Source organism: Mycobacterium scrofulaceum (assembly GCF_001667885.1).
Classification (GTDB): Bacteria; Actinomycetota; Actinomycetes; order Mycobacteriales; family Mycobacteriaceae; genus Mycobacterium; species Mycobacterium scrofulaceum_C.
Window position 1 is genome coordinate 152,303 of the sequence record NZ_LZJW01000171.1, and the last position, 21,088, is coordinate 173,390.

Genomic DNA, 21,088 nt, shown 5'->3' on the forward strand with positions numbered 1-21,088 from the left:
GAGTCGGAAAGGTTTTGGGGGGGACTTAGTGGAACGCAGTGACCGGGCACTACCGCTGACGCGGGCGCAGCTGGATATCTGGCTCGCGCAGCAAACGGGTCACTTCGATGTAGCGTGGCAACTCGGCGTGCTCGTGCGGATCGAGGGAGCGGTCGACCGCGGTCTGTTCGAGCAGGCGATGCGACAGGTGGTGGGCGAGGCCGAGAGCCTCAGGGCCCGCTTCTTCGAGGCGGACGGACAGGTCTTCCAGCGGGTGATCGAAGACCCGGACGTCGAGCTGGCCTTCTACGACGTGAGCGCGTCCCCCGATCCGGAGCGCGAGGCCCGCGACCGGGCGTCGGCGATCCAACGAACGCCGATGCCGCTCACCGGTCCGATGATGAACTTCTACCTGTTCCAGACGGCGCCCGACGAGTATTACTGGTTCACCTGCTGCCATCACATCGCCATCGACGGGATGGGCATCGCGCTGATCGGTCGCCGCATCGCGGCTGTCTACTCCGCGCTCGCCTCCGGCACGGCCATGTCGCCGGCCTTCTTCGGCTCGGTGCAGGACTTCGTCAGCAGCGAGGCGGAGTATGCGGCATCCGCCGATTACCTTGCCGACGAGGCTTATTGGTCCGAGCACCTGCCTTCGGCCGGTGAGCCCGACTATCGGGTGACCCAGGCGGCCAGCGACCGCGACCCGTACGCCCCCTCGCCGCCGGTCCAGTTGGACTCGACAGTGGTCGGCGCGATCAAGCAACTGTCCAAGTCGTTGGGCGTCCGCCGGTCGTCGGTGATCACCGCCGCCTGCGCCCTCCTGGTGCGCGCGTTCCGCGCGGGCAATTCCGACGAGGTGGTGCTCGACTTCCCGGTCAGCCGCCGGCTCGATCCGGCGTCGAAGACGCATCCCGGCATGCTCGCCGGAGTGGTGCCGCTGGTGTTGAATGCGGCGCCGGACGTCACCGCCGGCGATTTCCTCCAGCAGGTCGACACGCGTTCGCGGGAGGCGTTGCGGCATCAGCGTTTCCCGGTACACATGCTTGGCGGGGACGGCGGTTTCCGAGGCGCTCCGCAGGAGTCCAACCGGGTCGTCGTCAACTTCGTGCCGGCCCGCATGACCCTCAGCCTCGCCGGGGTCCCGGCGACCGCGACGTACACGACGTTCGGCCCGGTGGGCCACTTCGGGCTGTTCTTCCTCGGTTTCGGGGATCAGCAATTCCTGAGCACGGTGGGTGTGGGGCAGCCCTTCGCGAACTTTGACGTCTCGGATTTGGCGGGCCGGTTGCAGCGGCTGTTGGTGGCGATGGCGTCCGACCCGGCACGGTTGTTGTCGTCGCTGGACGTGCTCGACGGCGATGAGCGTGCACGGCTGGATGTGGTTGGCAATCGCGCGGTTTTGAGTGGGGCGGCGGCGGGGTCGGATTCGGTGCCCGGGCTGTTCGCCGCGCAGGTGGCGCGGACGCCGGGGGCGGTGGCGGTGTCGTGCGGTGGCGCGTCGGTGTCGTACCGGGAATTGGATGCGGCGTCGAATCGGCTGGCGCGCTATCTGACGAGCCGGGGTGTGGGCCCGGGACAGGTTGTGGGGCTGCTGTTTTCGCGGTCGGCCGAGGCGATCACGGCGATGTTGGCGGTGCTCAAGACCGGGGCCGCGTATGTGCCGATCGATGCGGTGTCCCCGGATTCGCGGATCGGGTTCCTGTTGGACGATGCCCGGCCGGTGGCGGTGCTGACGACCGCGGCTCTGGCGGGACGGTTGGCCGGCCGCGGTGTGGCCGTCATCGAGGTCGATGATGGGCGCATCGCCGAGCTGCCGGATGTGGCGTTGCCGGAGCCCGATGCTGAAGCCCTCGCGTACGTGATCTACACCTCGGGCACCACGGGCGTGCCGAAAGGTGTTGGGGTTACGCATCGTAACGTGACGGCGTTGCTGGGCTCGCTCGATGCCGGGTTGCCCGTGCCCGCGGTGTGGTCGCACGCGCATTCGCTGGCCTTCGACGTGTCGGTGTGGGAGATCTTCGCTCCGCTGCTGCGCGGCGGGCAGGTGGTGGTGGTCGACGAGGACACCGCGCGTTCACCCGAGGAGCTGCACGCGGTCCTGGTGGAGCATCGGGTGAGCGTGTTGACCCAGACGCCCTCGGCGATCGCGATGCTGGACCCGGCCGGTCTGGATTCGGTGGCGGTGGTGTTGGCGGGGGAGGCGTGCCCGCCCGAGGTGGTGGAACGGTGGGCGCCGGGGCGGGTGCTGGTCAACGCCTACGGGCCGACCGAGACCACGATGTGTGTGACGATCAGCGCCCCCCTGCAGGCCGGGTCGGGGTCACCGCCGATCGGATCCCCGGTGGCCGGTGCGGCCGTGTTCGTGCTGGACGGCTGGTTGCGGCCGGTGCCGGCCGGGGTGGTCGGGGAGTTGTATGTGGCCGGGTCCGGGGTGGCCGCCGGGTATCTGGGTCGGGCGGGGTTGACCGGTGCGCGGTTCGTGGCCTGCCCGTTCGGCGCGCCGGGGTCGCGGATGTATCGGACCGGGGATCTGGCGTGTTGGGGCGGCGACGGGCAGTTGCGGTATCTGGGCCGTGCCGACGAGCAGGTCAAGATCCGCGGGTATCGCATCGAGCCCGGTGAAATCCAAACGGCGTTAAACGCTTTGGACGGCGTCGAGCAGGCGGTGGTGATCGCCCGCGAGGACCGCGACGGCGACAAGCGCCTGGTCGGCTATGTCACCGGGACCGCCGAACCGGCCGCGCTGCGCGCCCGGCTCGCCGAGCGGTTGCCGGCGTTCATGGTGCCCGCCGCGATCGTGGCGCTCGAAGCCCTCCCGCTGACCGCCAACGGCAAGCTGGACACCCGCGCGCTGCCGGCCCCCGAATACAGCGCCGGGCACTACCGCGCCCCACAAAACCCGACCGAAGAAATCCTGGCGACCATCTTCGCCGAGGTCCTCGGCCTCGACCGCGTCGGCACCGACGACTCCTTCTTCGAACTCGGCGGCGACAGCATCCTGGCGCTGCAAGTGGTCTCGCGGGCGCGGGCCGCGGGCCTGAGGTTCCGACCGCGGGACGTCTTCGTCGAGCAGACCGTCGCACGCCTGGCCACCGTTTCCGCGGCGGCCGACGGCGAGACCGCAGCGGCCGACGAGGGCCTCGGGCCGGTGCTGGCCACCCCGATCATGCGGTGGCTGCGCGACATCGACGGGCCGATCGGCGAGTTCAACCAGACGATGGTGCTGCAGGCGCCCGCCGGGGTGACGACGGAAGCCGACGTGACGGCGGCCCTGCAGGCCGTCCTCGACCGCCACGCCATGCTGCGGCTACGCGTCGCGGGCGACGGCGACGACGGATGGTCACTCTGGGTGCCCGACCCGGGATCGGTCGACGCGACCGCGTGCCTGCGCTCGGTGGACGCGTTGTCCGATCAGGCGCTGGTGGAGGCGCGGTCGAAGCTGAACCCCGCCACCGGGGCGATGCTGAGCGCGGTCTGGGTCGCTGCCACGGGCGAGCTGGCCTTGGTGGTTCACCACCTGGCCGTCGACGGGGTGTCGTGGCGAATCCTGTTGGAGGACTTGAACATCGCCTTCGCCCAGCAGCGGGGCGGTCAGCCGGCCGCGTTGCCGACGGGCGGAACGTCCTTCGCCCGCTGGGCCACGCTGCTGCACGAACACGCCCGACGCCCCGAGGTCGTCGAACAGGCGCGCACCTGGAAGAGAATCGCGGCGACACCGGCCGCGTTGCCGGCGGTGCGTCCCGGGGTCGACACTTACGCGACCGCCGGGCGCCTGTCGGCGTCGCTGAGCGTCGAGGACACCCGGACGTTGCTCGGGGACGCGCCGGCGGCGTTTCACGCTGGCGTGCAAGACATTCTGTTGATCGCCTTCGGGCTGGCGTGCGCGGAGTTCGTGGGCGACGGTGGCCCGGTCGCCATCGACGTCGAGGGCCACGGCCGCCACGAGGAACTCGCCCCCGACGTGGACCTCTCGCGCACGATCGGCTGGTTCACCACCAAATACCCGGTGTCGCTCGCGGTCGGCGGGCTGGCCTGGGCCCAGGTGCGGGCCGGCGACCCGGCGCTGGGAAGCGTGATCAAAGACGCCAAGGAACAGCTCCGCGCCGTGCCGCACCCGCTGACGTACGGCGTGCTGCGCTATCTCAACGCCGACGTCGAGCTGGACGACGCCGACCCGACGATCGGGTTCAACTACCTCGGTCGCCTCATCGCGGGCACCGGGCTCTCCGATGACCTGTGGCGGCTGCATCCCGAGAGCCTTGCGGTGACCGGTGCGGCCGCGGCGATCCCAATGCCGTTGGCGCACACCGTCGAACTGAACGCCGGCAGCATCGACACGGACGCCGGGCCGCGGCTGCACGCCGATTGGACCTGGGCGACGTCGGCGCTCGACGAGGGGCGGATCGGGCGCCTGAGTCAACTGTGGCTCGACGCGCTGAGCGGCATCTGCGCGCACGTGCGGGCCGGCGGCGGCGGCCTGACGCCGTCGGACATCGCGCCCGCCCGGCTGAGCCAACCGCAGATCGACGAGCTCGACCGCCGCTACGACCTCGCCGACATCTTGCCGCTGACGCCCCTGCAGCAGGGCCTGCTCTTCCACTCCAGCACCGCGCACGGCAGCGACGAGATGTATGCCGTGCAGCTGGATTTCACGCTCACCGGCCACCTGGACCCCGATCGCCTGCACGACGCGGTGCGCGCGGTGATCCACCGTCATCCCCACCTGGCCGGCCGGTTCTACGAACGGTTCGACGAGCCGGTGCAGATCATCCCGGCCAATCCCGTTGTGGCATGGCGATTCGTCGAGCTCGACACTGACGAGCAGATCGAGCAGCTGTGCGCGGCCGAACGCGCCGCCGTCGGCGACCTGGCCGACCAGCCGCCCTTCCGGGTGGCGTTGATCCGCACCGGGGAAGACCGGCACCGGCTGGTGTTGACGAACCATCACATCGTGCTCGACGGGTGGTCGTTGCCGATCCTGCTGCGCGAGATTTTCACCAGCTACTACGGGGAGCGGCTGCCGGCGGCCGCGCCCTATCGCAGCTTCGTCACCTGGCTGGCCGATCGGGACCTCGACGCGGCCCGCGCGGCATGGGCCGAGATGCTCACCGACTTCGAGACGCCGACACTCGTCGGGTCCAAGGACCGGTTGGGCCGGGGGCGGCGCGGCACCGGCTCCTTCCACGTGCCCGAGCACACCACCCAGGCCCTGACCGAACTGGCGCGCTCCTGCCACACCACCGTCAGCACCGTCCTGCAGGGCGCCTATGCGCTGCTGCTGACCTCGCTGACCGGTCAGCACGACGTCGTCTTCGGCACCCCGCGATCCCGGGTGGGTCAGCTCGACGTCGCCGGCGCGGAATCGATGGTGGGGCTGCTGATCAACACGGTGCCGGTGCGGGCCAAGATCACCGCGACGACCACCACCGCCGACCTGCTGCGCCAGCTGCAGGACGACCACAACGACACACTCGAGCATCAACACCTGGCGCTCAGCGACATCCACCGCGCCACCGGCCACGAGCAGCTCTTCGACACCCTCTTCGTCTACGAGAACTACCCGATCGGCGACGGCATGCAGCTGGGCCCCGACGGGTTGGCCATCGCCGAATTCACCAACCGCGAATACAACCACTACCCGCTGACGATGGAGGCCCTCCCGGGCCGTGAACTCGGCTTGCACGTCGAGTTCGACGCGGACCTGTTCGACGCCGCGAGCGTCGAGGCGTTCGTCGAGCGGTTCCGGCGGGTGCTGGCGGGCATGACCTCCGATCCCGCGCGGCGCCTGTCGTCCATCGAGCTGCTCGACCGCGAGGAGCGCGACCTGGTCCTGTCGCGCTTGTCCGGCGCCGGCGTGACCGCCCCGATCGGAGTCGCGCCGCAGCTGCTGGCCGCCGCGGTCGCCGCGAACCCCGACGGGGTCGCCGTCGTCGACGGCGAGCGGGAGCTGTCCTACCGCGAGCTCGACGAGTGGTCGAACCGCCTGGCGCGCACCCTGATCGACGCGGGCGTGGGTCCGGAGCGCGCGGTGGGCGTGGCGATGGATCGCGGCATCGAGCTGGTGGTCGCGTGGTGGGCGGTGGTGAAGGCGGGCGGCGTCCACACGCCGGTGGGGCTGGACCATCCTGTCGAGCGGGTCGCCGCGGTCCTCGACGCCGCCGGGGCGGTGTGCGTGTTGACCCGCGGGCACGACGAGGCGGCCGGGGCCGGCGCGCGCCCGGTGCTGCGGGTGGACGGGCTGGACCTGTCGGGACGCAGCGCCGAGCCGATCACCGACGCCGATCGGGCGGCGCCGCTGTCGACGCACAACACCGCCTACGTGATCTTCACGTCGGGTTCGACCGGCGCCCCCAAGGGCGTGGTGGTGAGCCACGCCGGGCTGCCGGGATGGGCTACGGCGCAACGTGATTCGTGTGGGCTCGACGCGGACGCGCGGATCCTGATGGTGGCCGCGCCGACCTTCGACGCGTCGGTGGGCGAGATGCTGCTGGCGGCGGTGTCGGGCGCGGCGCTGGTGGTGGCGCCGCCGCAGGTGTACGCCGGTGAACCGCTCACGGCGCTGCTGCAGAGCCAGCGCGTCAGCGCCGCGTTCATGACCCCGACGGTGCTGTCATCACTGGACCGCGCCCGGCTGGACGGGTTCGACAAGCTGATGATCGGCGGTGAGGCCTGCCCGCCGGAATTGGTGGCCGCGTGGGCACCGGGCCGCCGCATGTTCAACGTCTATGGGCCGACCGAAACCACCGTCTGGGTCACCTCCAGTGCGCCGCTCTCGCCGGATCGGCCCGTCCGCATCGGCGCCCCCATCCCGGGCGTGCGCGCGGTGGTGCTCGACGGCTGGCTGAAACCGGCGCCGATCGGGGTGGTGGGCGAGCTCTACCTGAGCGGGCCCGCGCTGGCCCACGGCTACATGGGCCGCGTGGACCTGACCGCGGAACGGTTCGTCGCCAACCCCTTCGGCGAACCCGGCGAGCGCATGTACCGCACCGGCGACCTGGTGCGCTGGACCCGCGACGGGGAACTGGACTTCGTCGGCCGCGCCGACGGCCAGATCAAACTGCGCGGGCAGCGCATCGAATTGGGCGAGATTGAGAACACCCTGCTGGCCTGCCCGCACGTCACCCAGGCCGCCGTCACCGTGCACGACGGCGGGACCGGCGCTGCGCTGGTCGCGTACGTCACCCTCGACCACAACACCAGCGCCGACCACGACGCCGACAACGTCGAGGAGTGGCAGCACCTCTACGACGACCTGTACGGCGCCGAGCTCGACACCCGGTTCGGGATGGACTTCCGCGGCTGGAACAGCAGCTACACCGGAGACCCGATCCCGCTCGAGGAGATGATCGAGTGGCAGGCCGCCACGGTGGAGCGAATCATGGCGCTGCGGCCGCGGCGCATGCTGGAGATCGGCGCGGGCTCGGGCCTGCTGCTGTCGCAGATCGCCCCGCAGTCCGACCAGTATGTCGCGACCGACTTCTCACCGGTGGCGATCGAAAACCTGGCCCGCTCGCTCGAGCGGTTGCAGCTGCCCTGGCGCGACCGCGTCGAGCTGCTGACCCGGGCCGCCCACGTCGCGGATGGGTTGCCGCGCAACCACTTCGACACCATCGTCATCAACTCGGTGGTCCAGTACTTCCCCAATGCGGGCTACCTGGCCGAGGTGATCGACACCGCGATGGAGCTGCTGGCCCCCGGCGGGGCGTTGTTCATCGGCGACATCCGCAACCACGCCCTGCAGGGCCCGTTCCAGACCGCGATCGTGCTGACGCGCGCCGGGGCGGCCGCCGAGGCCGCCGAGGCGGCCGAGATCCGTCAGCGGGTTCGGCACGCCATGCTCGGCGAGACCGAATTGCTATTGGCCCCAGACTTTTTCACCACCTGGGCGGTCAACTGCCCGGCGGCCGGCGGCGTCGGCATCCAGGTCAAGCGCGGCTTCGCCGACAACGAACTCAACAGGTACCGCTACGACGTCGTCATCCACAAGGCGCCCGCGCAGGTCCGTTCGATGGCCGACGCCCCCACGTGGTCGTGGACAGAGTGCGCGGGCCTGACGGGCCTGCGCGACGAACTCGCCTCCCAGCGGCCGGCCGTCGTCCGGATCACCGACATCCCGCAGGCCGGGGTGATCAACGACGTCCGCGTCGAAGCGGCGCTCGCCGCCGGGCGGCCCGTCGCCGACGCGCTCGCCGAAGCCGATGTCGAGGACGCCGCCGTCGCCGAGGAACTGCATCGCCTCGGGGAGGCCGCCGGTTACCGCGTCGCGGTGACCTGGGGCGCCCAACCGGGGACGCTCAGTGCGGTCTTCGTCGACGCCGGGGACCAGCCCGCCGCGCCTCTGACCGACCTCTACCTGCCCGCCGCGCGACAGCGCACCAGCCACGCCAACGACCCGCGCACCAACACCAAGATCGGCGAGGTGCGCGACCAGCTGAGCGCGTGGCTGCCCGAGTACATGGTGCCGACACACATTGTCGCGCTTGAGGAATTCCCGCTGACCTCCTCCGGCAAGCTCGACCGCAAGGCGCTGCCGGCGCCGGAGTACCAAGACGTGGACCGCTACCGCGCCCCGGCCACGCCCGCCGAAGAGATCCTCGTCGGCATCTACGGACAGGTGCTCGGGCTCGAGCGGGTCGGCGTCGATGACTCGTTCTTCGACCTGGGTGGCGATTCCCTGTCGGCGATGCGACTGATCGCCGCGGTGAACGCGAGCCTGAACGCCGACCTCGGCGTCCGGGCCGTCTTCGAGGCACCCACGGTCGCCGAGCTGGTGCTCCTCATCGGCGACGAGGCGAACCGCCCGGTGCCCCTGGTGGCCGGGGAACGCCCGGATGTGATTCCGCTGTCGTTCGCGCAGACGCGGCTGTGGTTCATCGACCAGTTCCAGGGCCCCTCGCCGATGTACAACGTCACCGTCGCGCTGCGGCTGTGCGGGCAGCTGAACGCCGACGCGCTGGTCGCGGCGCTGGCCGACGTCGTGGACCGCCACGAGAGCCTGCGCACGGTGTTCGCGGCGAGCGACGGAATCCCGCGGCAGGTGGTGGTCTCCGCCGAGCAGATCGGATTCGCCTGCGCCGTCACCGACGCCCGCGGCTGGCCGCAAGACCGCCTGCGCGAGCGAGTGGCCGGGGCGGCCCGCTACGCCTTCGACCTCGCAAGTGAAAGTCCCTTGCACACCGAGCTTTTCACCCTGAGCGACGACGAACACTTCCTGGTGGTGGCGGTGCACCACATCGCCGCCGACGGCTGGTCGATCACCCCGTTCGCGCGCGACCTCGGCCTGGCCTACGCCAGCCGGAGCGCGGGGCGGGCCCCGGACTGGGCGCCGCTGGCGGTGCAGTATGTCGACTACACCCTCTGGCAGCGCGCGCATCTGGGCGAGGTGGACGACCGCGACAGCCGGATCTCGGCGCAGCTGGACTTCTGGACCGACACGCTGGCCGGGTTGCCCGAACGCCTGCAGTTGCCCACCGATCGGCCCTACCCGCAGGTTGCCGACCACCGCGGCGCCCGCCTCGCGGTGGACTGGCCGGCGGAGCTACAGCAACAGATCCGCCGCGTGGCGCGCGAACACAACGCCACCAGCTTCATGGTCATTCAAGCCGCGTTCGCCGCGCTGCTCTCCAAAGTCGGCGCCAATGACGATGTGGCGGTGGGCTTTCCGATTGCCGGCCGATCCGAGCCCGCGCTCGACGAGCTGATCGGCTTCTTCGTCAACACCCTGGTGTTGCGGGTCGACGTGGCCGGCGACCCGACGTTCGCCGACCTGCTGGCCCAGGTGCGGCGGCGCAGCCTGGCCGCCTTCGAGCATCAGGACGTGCCCTTCGAACTCTTGGTGGAGCGGCTCAACCCGACCAGAAGCCTGACCCATCATCCGCTGATCCAGGTGCTGCTGGGGTGGGAGAACTTCCCCGGGGAGGTCACCGCGCCCGCCGGCGGGCTGGCGCTGGGCGACCTGCAGGTCACGCCGATGCCCGTGCACACCGACACCGCTCGCATGGACCTGACGTTCTCGCTGGCCGAGCGCTGGACCGATTCCGGCCAACGGGCCGGCATCGCCGTGACGGCCGAATACCGCACCGACGTCTTCGACGGCAAGACCGTCGAGGCGTTGATCGAGCGGTTGCAGCGGATGCTGACGGCGGTCACCGCCGAGCCGCGGAGCCGGCTGTCCGCGGTGGACCTGCTCGACCCCGCCGAACGCGCCCGGCTCGAGGAATGGGGCAACAGGCGAGTGCTGACCGAGCCGGCCGCGCCGGCGTCGGTTCCGGCACTGTTCGCCGCGCAGGCGGCCCGCACCCCCGACGCGGTGGCGCTGGTCTGCGACGGCCGGTCCATGACGTACCGCGAACTCGACGAGGCGGCCAACCGGCTGGCGCACCTGCTGATCCGGCGCGGCGCACGCCCGGGTGAGCGTGTGGCACTGCTGTTTTCGCGTTCGGCCGAGGCGATCGTGGCCATCCTGGCCGCACTCAAGTCCGGGGCGGCCTACCTGCCGATCGACCCGGCGCTGCCGGCGGCCCGGATCGAGTTCATGCTCACCGACGCCGCGCCGGTCGCCGCGGTCACCACCACCGAGCTGGCCGACCGCTTGAACGGGTTCGACCTGGCGGTCGTCGACGTCAACGACCTCGCCCTGGACACCGAGCCCAGCACGGCGCCGCCGGCGCCCGCGCCCGACGACCTCGCGCACATCATCTACACCTCCGGCACCACCGGTGTGCCGAAAGGCGTTGCGGTAACCCAACACAACGTCGCACAGCTCTTCGACTCGCTGCGGATCGGCATCGAACTTTCGTCGGAGCAGGTCTGGACCCAGTTCCACTCCTACGCCTTCGACTTCTCGGTGTGGGAGATCTGGGGCGCACTGCTGCACGGCGGCCGGCTGGTGGTGGTGCCCGAATCGGTTTCGCGGTCACCGGAAGAATTTCATGCCCTCCTGGTCGACGAGCGCGTCACCGTGCTCACCCAAACCCCGTCGGCCGTGGGGTTGTTGCCGACGGACGGGCTGGATGCGACCGCTCTGGTGATCGGGGCGGAGCCCTGCCCGCCCGAGCTGGTGGATCGCTGGGCCCCCGGACGGGTGATGGTAAACGTCTACGGCCCAACCGAAACGACGATGTGGGCGTGCAAGAGCGCGCCGTTGGCGGCGGGGTCGGGCTTCCCCCCGATCGGCTCACCGGTGACGCGGGCGGCCTTCTTCGTGCTGGACGAATGGCTTCAACCGGTCCCCGCCGGGGTGGTCGGAGAGCTGTACCTGGCCGGCGACGGCGTCGGTGTCGGGTATTGGCGCCGGTCCGCATTGACCGCGTCGCGCTTCATGGCCTGCCCGTTCGGCGCGCCGGGAACCCGCATGTACCGCACCGGGGATTTGGTGTGCTGGGGCCCCGACGGCCAGCTGCGCTACTTCGGCCGCGCCGACGAGCAGGTCAAGATCCGCGGCTATCGCATCGAACTGGGCGAAATACAGGCCGCCCTCGGTGCTTTGGACGGCGTCGAGCAAGCCGTGGTCGTCCCCCGCGAGGACCGCCCCGGCGATAAGCGCCTGGTGGGTTACGTCACCGGGACGGCGGACGCGAACAAGGCCCGCGCCGCGCTGGCCGAACGGCTCCCCGCCTACATGGTCCCGGCCGCGGTCGTCGTCCTGCCGGCGCTGCCCATGACCGTCAACGGCAAGCTCGACACCCGCGCCCTGCCCGCCCCGGACTACCACGACGCCGACAACTACCGCGCCCCGAGCACGGCGGTCGAGGAGATCCTGGCCGGCATCTACGCCGAGGTGCTCGGCGTCGAACGCGTCGGGGTAGACGACTCGTTCTTCGATCTCGGCGGCGATTCACTGTCCACGATGCGCCTGATCGCGGCCATCAACAGCTCACTCGAGACCGAACTGCCGGTGCGTGCCGTGTTCGAGGCGCCGACGGTCGCGCAACTCGCCCCCCGCGTCGGCGAGGGCGCGGGACGGCTGCGGCCGCTGGTGGCCGCCGAGCGCCCGGCGGAGATCCCGTTGTCGTTCGCGCAGAGCCGGTTGTGGTTCATCCAACAACTGCAGGGCCCGTCCCCGATTTACAACATGGCGGCCGCGTTGCGGCTGGGCGGGCGCCTCGACGCCGACGCGCTGCGCGCCGCGCTGGGCGACGTGGTGCGCCGCCACGAGACCCTGCGCACGCTGTTCCCCGCACGCAATGGCACCCCCCAGCAGTTGGTGGTCCCCGCCGAGGAGGCCGACTTCGGCTGGGAGGTCGTCGACGCCACCGGATTCCCGGCGGGCGAGCTAGCCGAAGCCATCGCGGCGACGACGCGTTACGCCTTCGATTTGGCCACCGAGACCCCGCTGCGCGCAAGGCTTTTCGCGATCGACGAGCACGAGCACCTGCTGGTGATCGTGGTGCACCACATCGCCGCGGACGGCCTGTCGCTCACGCCGCTGGCCGCGGACCTCAGTGTCGCGTACGCCAGCCGAAGCGCGGGGCACGCGCCCGGGTGGGCCGACCTGCCGGTGCAATACGTCGACTACACGCTGTGGCAGCGCGCGCAATTCGGTGAAGTCGACGACAGCGAAAGCCCCATCGCGGCCCAGCTGTCCTACTGGCAGGACGCCCTGGCCGGCATGCCCGAGCGGGTGCAGCTGCCCACCGACCGGCCCTACCCGCCCGTCGCCGACCAACGCGGCGCCAGCGTGGAGGTGGACTGGCCGGCGGAGCTGCAGCGGCAGGTTCGCCGGCTGGCCCGCGAGCACAACGCGACCACGTTCATGGTCGTGCAGGCCGCGCTGGCCGTGCTGCTGTCGAAAGTCGGTGCCGGCTCGGATGTTTCGATCGGTTTCCCGATCGCCGGGCGCCGCGACCGCGCCCTCGACCTGCTCGTGGGTTTCTTCGTCAACACGCTGGTGCTGCGCGTCGACCTGGCCGGCGATCCCAGCTTCACCGAGCTGTTGGCCAGGGTCCAGGCGCGCAGCCTGGAGGCCTTCGAGCACCAAGACGTGCCGTTCGAGTTGCTCGTCGAGCGGCTCAACCCGACCCGAAGCCTGACCCATCACCCGCTGGTGCAGGTCATGTTGGCCTGGCAGAACTTCGCCGGGCACGACGATCCGGCCGCCGGCCTGACCCTGGGCGACCTCGAGGTCAGCTCCGTGCCGGTCGACACCGAGTCCGCCCGCATGGATTTGGTGTTCTCCCTGGCCGAACGCTGGAGCGAGACGGGGGAGGCCGCCGGCATCGGCGGCCGGGTGGAATTCCGCACCGACGTCTTCGACGCAGGCAGCGTCGAGACCCTGATCGAACGCCTGCAGCGGGTGCTGGCGGCGATGACCGCCGACCCTTCGCGGGTGCTGTCGTCGGTCGACCTGCTCGACGCGGCCGAGCACGCGCGCCTGGAAGAGCTCGGCAATACCGGCGTTTTGGCGCGGCCGAGCGCCCCAGTGTCGGTCCCGGAGTTGTTCGCCGCGCAGGTGGCCGCCGCCCCGGATGCGGTGGCGCTGACGTGCGAGGGCCTGGCGGTGACCTATCGCGAGCTCGACGAGGCGTCCAACCGGCTGGCGCGCCTGCTGGTCGACCACGGGGCGGGCCCGGGACAGACTGTGGCGCTGCTGTTTTCGCGGTCGGCCGAAGCGGTCGCGGCGATTGTTGCGGTGCTCAAGACCGGCGCGGCCTACCTGCCGATCGATGCTTCGTCCCCGGACGCCCGGATCGGGTTCATGCTCGGTGACGCCGCTGCGGTGGTCGCGGTCAGCACCGCTGAGCTGGCCGGGCGCCTGGCCGGGCACGGCGTGCGCGTCATCGACGTCAACGATCGGCGCCTCGACGACTTGCCGGTCACGGGCCTGCCATTGCCGGGACCGGACAACGTGGCGTACGTGATCTACACCTCGGGCACCACCGGGGTGCCCAAAGGTGTTGCGCTGACGCATCGCAACGTGACGCAGCTGATCGGGTCGCTGGATGCGGGATTGCCGGCGCCGGGGGTGTGGTCGCACGCGCACTCGCTGGCCTTCGACGTGTCGGTGTGGGAGATCTTCGCCCCGCTGCTGCGCGGCGGGCGGCTGGTCGTGCTGCCCGAGTCGGTGGCGCGCTCACCGCAGGAACTCCACGCGGCCCTAATCGCCCAGGGCGTCAGCGTGTTGACCCAGACGCCGTCGGCGGTGGCGATGCTCGATCCGGCCGGCCTGGACTCGGTGGCGTTGGTGATGGCCGGGGAGGCCTGCCCGGCCGAGGTGGTGGACCGGTGGGCGCCCGGACGCGTGATGGTCAACGCCTACGGACCGACCGAGACCACGATGTGCGTGGCCATCAGCACCCCACTGGCCGCGGGGTCGGGGGTCCCGCCGATCGGCTCCCCGGTGCCCGGGGCGGCGCTGTTCGTGCTCGACGGGGCGTTGCGCCCGGTGCCCGAAGGCGTGGTCGGTGAACTCTATGTGGCCGGATCCGGGGTGGCCCTGGGATATCGGAGTCGGCCCGGCCTGACCGCGTCACGGTTTGTGGCCTGCCCGTTCGGCGGGGCGGGAACGCGGATGTATCGCACCGGCGATCTGGTGCGCTGGGACAACGCCGGACAACTGCAGTACTTCGGCCGCGCCGACGAGCAGGTCAAGATCCGCGGGTATCGCATCGAGCTCGGTGAGATCCAGGCCGCGTTAAGCGCTTTGGACGGGGTCGCGCGGGCGGTGGTGATCGCCCGCGAGGACCGCCCCGGGGACAGGCGGCTCGTCGGGTATGTCACCGGGACCGCGGACCCGGGGGACTTGCGCGCACAGCTTTCGGGGCGGTTGCCGGGGTTCATGGTGCCCGCGGCGATCATCGGGCTGGAGGCCTTGCCGTTGACCGCCAACGGCAAGCTGGACACCCGCGCGCTGCCGGCCCCCGAATACGGCGCCGGGCACTACCGCGCCCCGCAAAACCCGACCGAGGAAATCCTGGCGGCCATCTTCGCCGAGGTCCTCGGCCTCGACCGCGTCGGCATCGACGATTCCTTCTTCGAACTCGGCGGCGAGAGCATCTCGGCGATGGGCCTGGTCGCCGCCATCAACAGCAGCCTGGGTGCCGGCCTGCCGGTCCGCGTCGTGTTCGAGGCGCCCACGGTCGCCCAGCTGGCGTTGCGGATCGGCGAGGGCACGGGCGGGCTGGAGCCGTTGGTGGCCGCCGAGCGTCCCGCGGTGGTTCCGCTGTCGTTCGCGCAGAACCGCCTGTGGTTCCTCGACCAATTGCAAGGCCCGTCACCGGTTTACAACATGGCGGCGGCGCTGCTGCTGACCGGGCGCCTCGATCCCGACGCGCTCGGCGCGGCGCTGGCCGACGTGGTGGCCCGGCACGAGAGCCTGCGCACCCTGATCGCCGCGCCCGACGGCACGCCCCAGCAGCTGGTGACCCCGGTCGATCGCGCGGACTTCGGGTGGGAGGTCGTCGATGCGGGCGGCTGGTCCGCCGGCCAACTCGAGGAGGCCGTTGGCGCCACGGCGCGCTACACCTTCGACCTCGCGACCGAAATCCCTTTGCGGGCAGAGCTTTTCCGCATCGACGACGACGAGCACGTGCTGGTGGCGGTGGTGCACCACATCGCGGCCGACGGGATGTCGATCACCCCGCTGGTGCGCGACCTTGGCATGGCCTACGCCAGCCGGTGCGCCGGCCAGGCCCCCGGCTGGGCGCCGCTGGCGGTGCAATACGTCGATTACACGCTGTGGCAGCGCGCCCAGCTCGGCGACCTCGACGACGACAGCAGCCCCATCGCCGCCCAGCTGACCTATTGGGAAGAGGCTTTGGCCGGCATGCCCGACCGGCTGCCTCTGCCCACCGATCGGCCCTACCCCCTGGTCGCCGACCAGCGCGGCGCCACCGTGGAAGTCGACTGGCCGACCGAGCTGCAGCAGGGAGTCGGCGAGCTGGCCCGCCGGCACAACGCGACCAGCTTCATGGTGGTCCAGACGGCGCTGGCGGTGCTGCTCGCCAAGATCAGCGCCAATCCCGATGTGGCGGTGGGCTTCCCGATCGCCGGGCGGCGCGACCCCGCGCTCGACGACCTGGTCGGGTTCTTCGTCAACACCCTGGTGCTGCGGGTCGATGTGGCCGGTGACCCCACTTTCACCGACCTGCTGGCCCAGGTGCGGCAGCGCAGCCTGGCCGCCTACGAACACCAAGACGTGCCCTTCGAGGTGCTCGTCGAGCGGCTCAACCCCACCCGCAGCCTGACCCATCACCCGCTGGTTCAGGTGATGCTGGCGTGGCAGAACTTCGCCGGGCACGGCGGCGGCCCGGTCGGCGGGCTGACCCTGGGCGACGTCGAGATCACTCCAATCCCGGTGGACACCCAAACCGCCCGCATGGACCTCACGTTCTCGTTGGCCGAGCGCTGGAGCGACGCGGGTGAACCCGCCGGAATCGGCGGGACGGTGGAGTTCCGCACCGACGTGTTCGACGCGGACAGCATCGAGGCGCTCGTCGGACGGTTGCGGCGGGTGCTGACCGCGATGACCGTCGACCCCACCCGGGCGCTGTCGACCCTCGACCTGCTCGACGCGGCCGAGCATGCCCGCCTCGACCAGATCGGGAACCGCGCGGCGTTGACCGGGCCGGCGGCGGCGCCGGTATCGGTTCCGCAGCTGTTCGCCGCCCAGGTGGCCCGCACGCCGAAGGCCGTGGCACTCGTGTGCGACGGCCGGTCCATGACCTACCAAGAGCTGGACGCGGCCGCGGAGCGGTTGGCGCGCGTGCTGGCCGGCCGCGGGGCCGGCCCGGGACAGTTTGTGGCGCTGCTGTTTTCGCGATCGGCCGAGGCGATCGTGGCGATCCTGGCGGTGCTCAAGTCCGGCGCGGCCTACCTACCGATCGACCCGGCACTGCCGGAGGCCCGGATCGGGTTTGTGCTTTCCGACGCCGCGCCGATGGCCGTCCTCACCACCGCCGACCTGGCCGACCGGCTGATCGGCCACGACGTGCCGGTGATCGACGTCGGTGACGTGGAGACCGCCGACCAGCCCGGCCCGGCGCCGACCGCGCCCGGCCCGGAGGACCTCGCCTACCTGATCTACACGTCCGGCACCACCGGTGTCCCCAAAGGCGTTGCGGTGACACATCGCAACGCGACCCAACTGCTCGCGCGCATGGACGCCGGTCTGCCGCGCGCCGGCGTGTGGTCGCAGTGGCATTCCCTGGCCTTCGACGTCTCGGTCCACGAGATCTTCGGTGCCCTGCTGCACGGCGGACGGCTGGTCGTGGTGCCCGAGTCGGTCGCCCGTTCACCGGAAGACCTGCACGCGCTGTTGGTGGCCGAACGGGTCGGCGTGCTGAGCCAGACCCCGTCCGCGGCGGCGATGTTGTCGCCCGAGGGGCTGGAGTCGGTCACCCTGGTGGTGGCCGGCGAGGCGTGCCCCGCCGAGCTGGTCGACCGGTGGGGGACGGATCGGGCGATGATCAACGCCTACGGTCCCACCGAGGCCACGGTGTACGCCGCGGTCAGCGAGCCCCTGACGGCGGCATCCGTGGAGTCGGGTGTGGTGCCGATCGGGTCGCCGGTGCCCGGCGGCGCGTTGTTCGTCCTCGATGGGCGGCTGCGGCCGGTGCCCGTCGGCGTCGTCGGCGAGTTGTACGTGGCGGGTTCCGGTGTCGCATGCGCGTATTGGCAGCGCGCCGGTCTGACCGCGTCGCGGTTCGTGGCCTGCCCGTTCGGCGGGGCCGGAACCCGCATGTACCGCACCGGTGACCTGGTGCGCTGGCGCGCCGACGGCCAGCTGGACTACCTGGGCCGCGTCGACGAGCAGGTCAAGATCCGCGGTTATCGCATCGAGCTCGGCGACGTGCGCGCGGCCCTGGCCTGGCTAGACGGGGTGGAGCAGGCGGTGGTGATCGCCCGCGAGGACCGTCCCGGAGACAAGCGCCTGGTCGCTTACCTCACCGGAACGGCCGATCCGGCCGAGGTCCGCGCCGCGTTGGCGGAGCGGTTGCCGGCGTACATGATTCCCGCTGCCGTGGTCGCGCTGCCGACCCTGCCACTCACACCCAACGGCAAGCTCGACACCCGCGCCCTGCCCGCCCCGGAGTACTCCGACGCCGACCAATACCGCGCCCCGGGCAACGCCGTCGAGGAGATCCTGGCCGGCATCTACGCCCAGGTGCTCGGGCTCGACCGCGTCGGGGTGGACGACTCCTTCTTCGACCTCGGTGGCGACAGCATCTCGTCGATGCAGGTGGTGACGCGGGCACGCGCCGCCGGCCTGATCTTGCGCACCCGCGACCTGTTCGTCGAGCAGACCGTCGCCCGGCTGGCGCGGGTGGCCGAGGTGGCCGAGGCCGGCGACGGCGTGATCGACGACGGCGTGGGTCCGGTCGCGGCCACCCCGATCATGCGCTGGCTGCGCGGGGTGGACGGGCCCGTCGATCAGTTCAACCAGACGATGCTGGTGCAGGCGCCCGCCGCGGCGGGCGAGGCCGACGTGCTGGTGGTGCTGCAGGCCCTGCTCGACCGGCACGGCATGCTGCGGCTGCGCGTCGACGACGAGTGGTCGCTCACGGTGCCCGAGCCCGGTTCGGTGCACGCCCGCGACTGCCTGCACACGGTGGACGAGTTGTCCGACGCGGCACTCGTCGAGGCCCGCTCGCGGCTGAACCCGGCCGCCGGGGCGATGCTGAGCGCGCTGTGGGTCATCACCACCAACGAGCTGGTGGTGATCATCCACCACCTGGCCGTCGACGGCGTGTCCTGGCGAATCCTGTTGGAAGACTTGAACATCGCCTGGGCCCAGCACCGGCTCGGGCGGCCGGTGGCACTGCCGTCGGCGGGGACGTCGTTCGCACGGTGGTCGTCGCGGTTGGCCGAGCGCGCGGACCACCCGGACGTGCTGGACCAGCTGGGCGCCTGGCAGCAGGCGGCGGCCACCCCCGCGGCGTTGCCCGCGGTGCGCCCCGACGTGGACACCTTCGCCACCGCCGGACATCTGTCGATGGAGCTGGACGCCGAAACCACCGGCATGCTGCTCGGTGCGGTGCCGGCGGCGTTCCACGCCGGCATCCAGGACATCCTGCTCGTCGCATTCGCCCTGGCGGTCGGCGAATTCCTCGGCGACCCGCACGCGCCGATCGGCATCGACGTCGAGGGCCACGGCCGCAACGAGGAGCTGGGCCGCGACATCGACCTCTCGCACACCGTGGGGTGGTTCACCGCCAAATATCCGGTGGGGTTGACCGTCGGTGGACTGTCCTGGGCGCAGGTGGTCGCCGGTGACGCCGCGCTGGGCGCTTCCGTCAAGGCCGGCAAGGAACAGCTGCGCGCCCTGCCGGACCCGCTGACCTACGGCTTGCTGCGCTACCTGAACGCCGATGCCGACCTGGACGGCGCCGACCCGCCGATCGGGTTCAACTACCTTGGGCGCCAAGGCGGTACGGCCGAGCTGTCCGAGGAGATGTGGCGGCCGGTGCCGGGCTCGGTCACCGCCGCGGCCGCGGCCATCCCGATGCCGCTGATGCACACCCTGGAGCTCAACGCGGCCACCGTCGACACCGAGTCCGGCCCGCACCTGCACGCCAACTGGACCTGGGCGCCCTCCGCGCTGGACGACGAACAGGTCACCCGGCTGAGCCGGCTGTGGTTCGAGGCCCTGGCCGGAATCTGCGCCCACGTGCGCTCCGGCGGCGGCGGATTGACACCCTCCGACGTCGCACCGGCCCGCATCAGCCAGAAGCAGATCGACCAGCTGCAGCGGCAACACGACATCGCCGACGTGCTCCCGCTGACTCCGGTGCAGCAGGGACTGCTCTTCCACGCCAACACCGTCCGGGGCGCCGGCGCGGACGCCGGCGACCTCTACGCCGGACAGCTCGACATCAGCGTCACCGGCCCGCTCGACCCCGCCCGCCTGCGCGACGCCGTGCGCGGCGTGGTCAAGCGGCACCCAAACCTGGTGGCGCGCTTCGTCGATCAGTTCGAGGAGCCGGTGCAAGTCATCGCGGCGGACCCCACGGCGGCCTGGCAATACATCGAGCTGCCCGACGACGTCGACGACGTCGACGATCGCGTCCTGCAGGTGTGTGCGGCCGAGCGGGCCGCCGTGTGCGACCTCGCCAACCAGCCGCCCTTCCGAGTTGCCCTGCTGCGCACCGGAATTGACCGCCACCACCTGGTGCTGACCAACCACCACGTCGTGCTCGACGGCTGGTCCATGCCGATCCTGCTCGGCGACATCTTCGCCGCCTACTACGGTCAGCGGCTGCCCGCGCCCGCGCCGTATCGCAGCTTCGTGACCTGGCTGGCCGCCCGCGACCGCGACGCCGCCCGCGCCGCCTGGGCGCAGGTGTTCGCCGGCTTCGACACCCCGACGCTGGTCGGCCGCCAGGACCGGCTGCAGCCGGGGGAGCAGGGCGTCCGGACGCTCGGGCTGCCCGCCGACCTCACCCGCGCCGTGGGCGAGCTGGCCCGCTCCTGCCACACCACGGTCAACACCGTGCTCCAAGGCGCCTATGCGCAACTGCTGTGCTGGCTGACCGGCCAGCACGACGTCACGTTCGGCACCACGGTCTCGGGCCGGCCGGCCGAAATCCCCGGCGCGGAATCGATGATCGGCCTCCTGATCAACACCGTGCCGGTGCGGGCGAACATCGGCCCGACCACCACCGCGGCCGGCCTGCTCGAACAGCTGCAGGGTGCCTACAACCACACGCTCGACCACCAGCACTTGGCGCTCAACGACATTCACCGCATCACCGGCCAGGACCAGCTGTTCGACACCCTGTTCGCCTACGAGAACTATCCGATCGACGCCGCCGCCCTGTCCGGCCAACAGGAGCTGGCCATCACCGACATCGCCAGCCGGGAATCCACCCACTACCCGCTGACCATCCAGGCCCAGCCGGGACACGAACTGCGCCTGCGCATCGAATACGACACCGACGTCTTCGACGCGCAGGCGATCGACACGCTGATCGAGCGGATGCGCCGGGTCCTGGTGGCCATGACCACCGACCCGCAGCAGCGCCTGTCGGCGGTCGATGTGTTGGATGCCGGTGAGCGCGCGTGGCTGGATGGGGTGGGTAATCGGGCGGTGTTGGGTCGGTCGTGGGTGCCGGTGTCGATTCCGGGGTTGTTTGCCGCGCAGGTGGCCCGTGCGCCCGATGCGGTGGCG

At 71.1% G+C, this 21,088-nt stretch carries 1 protein-coding gene; it reads left to right on the forward strand.

All coding sequences use genetic code 11. The features are described 5' to 3' along the window. Positions 1 to 28 precede the first annotated feature (28 nt). Positions 29 to 21,088 (forward strand): non-ribosomal peptide synthetase (locus A5681_RS24370; protein ID WP_067281902.1); only part of this gene is annotated, 21,060 nt, incomplete at its 3' end.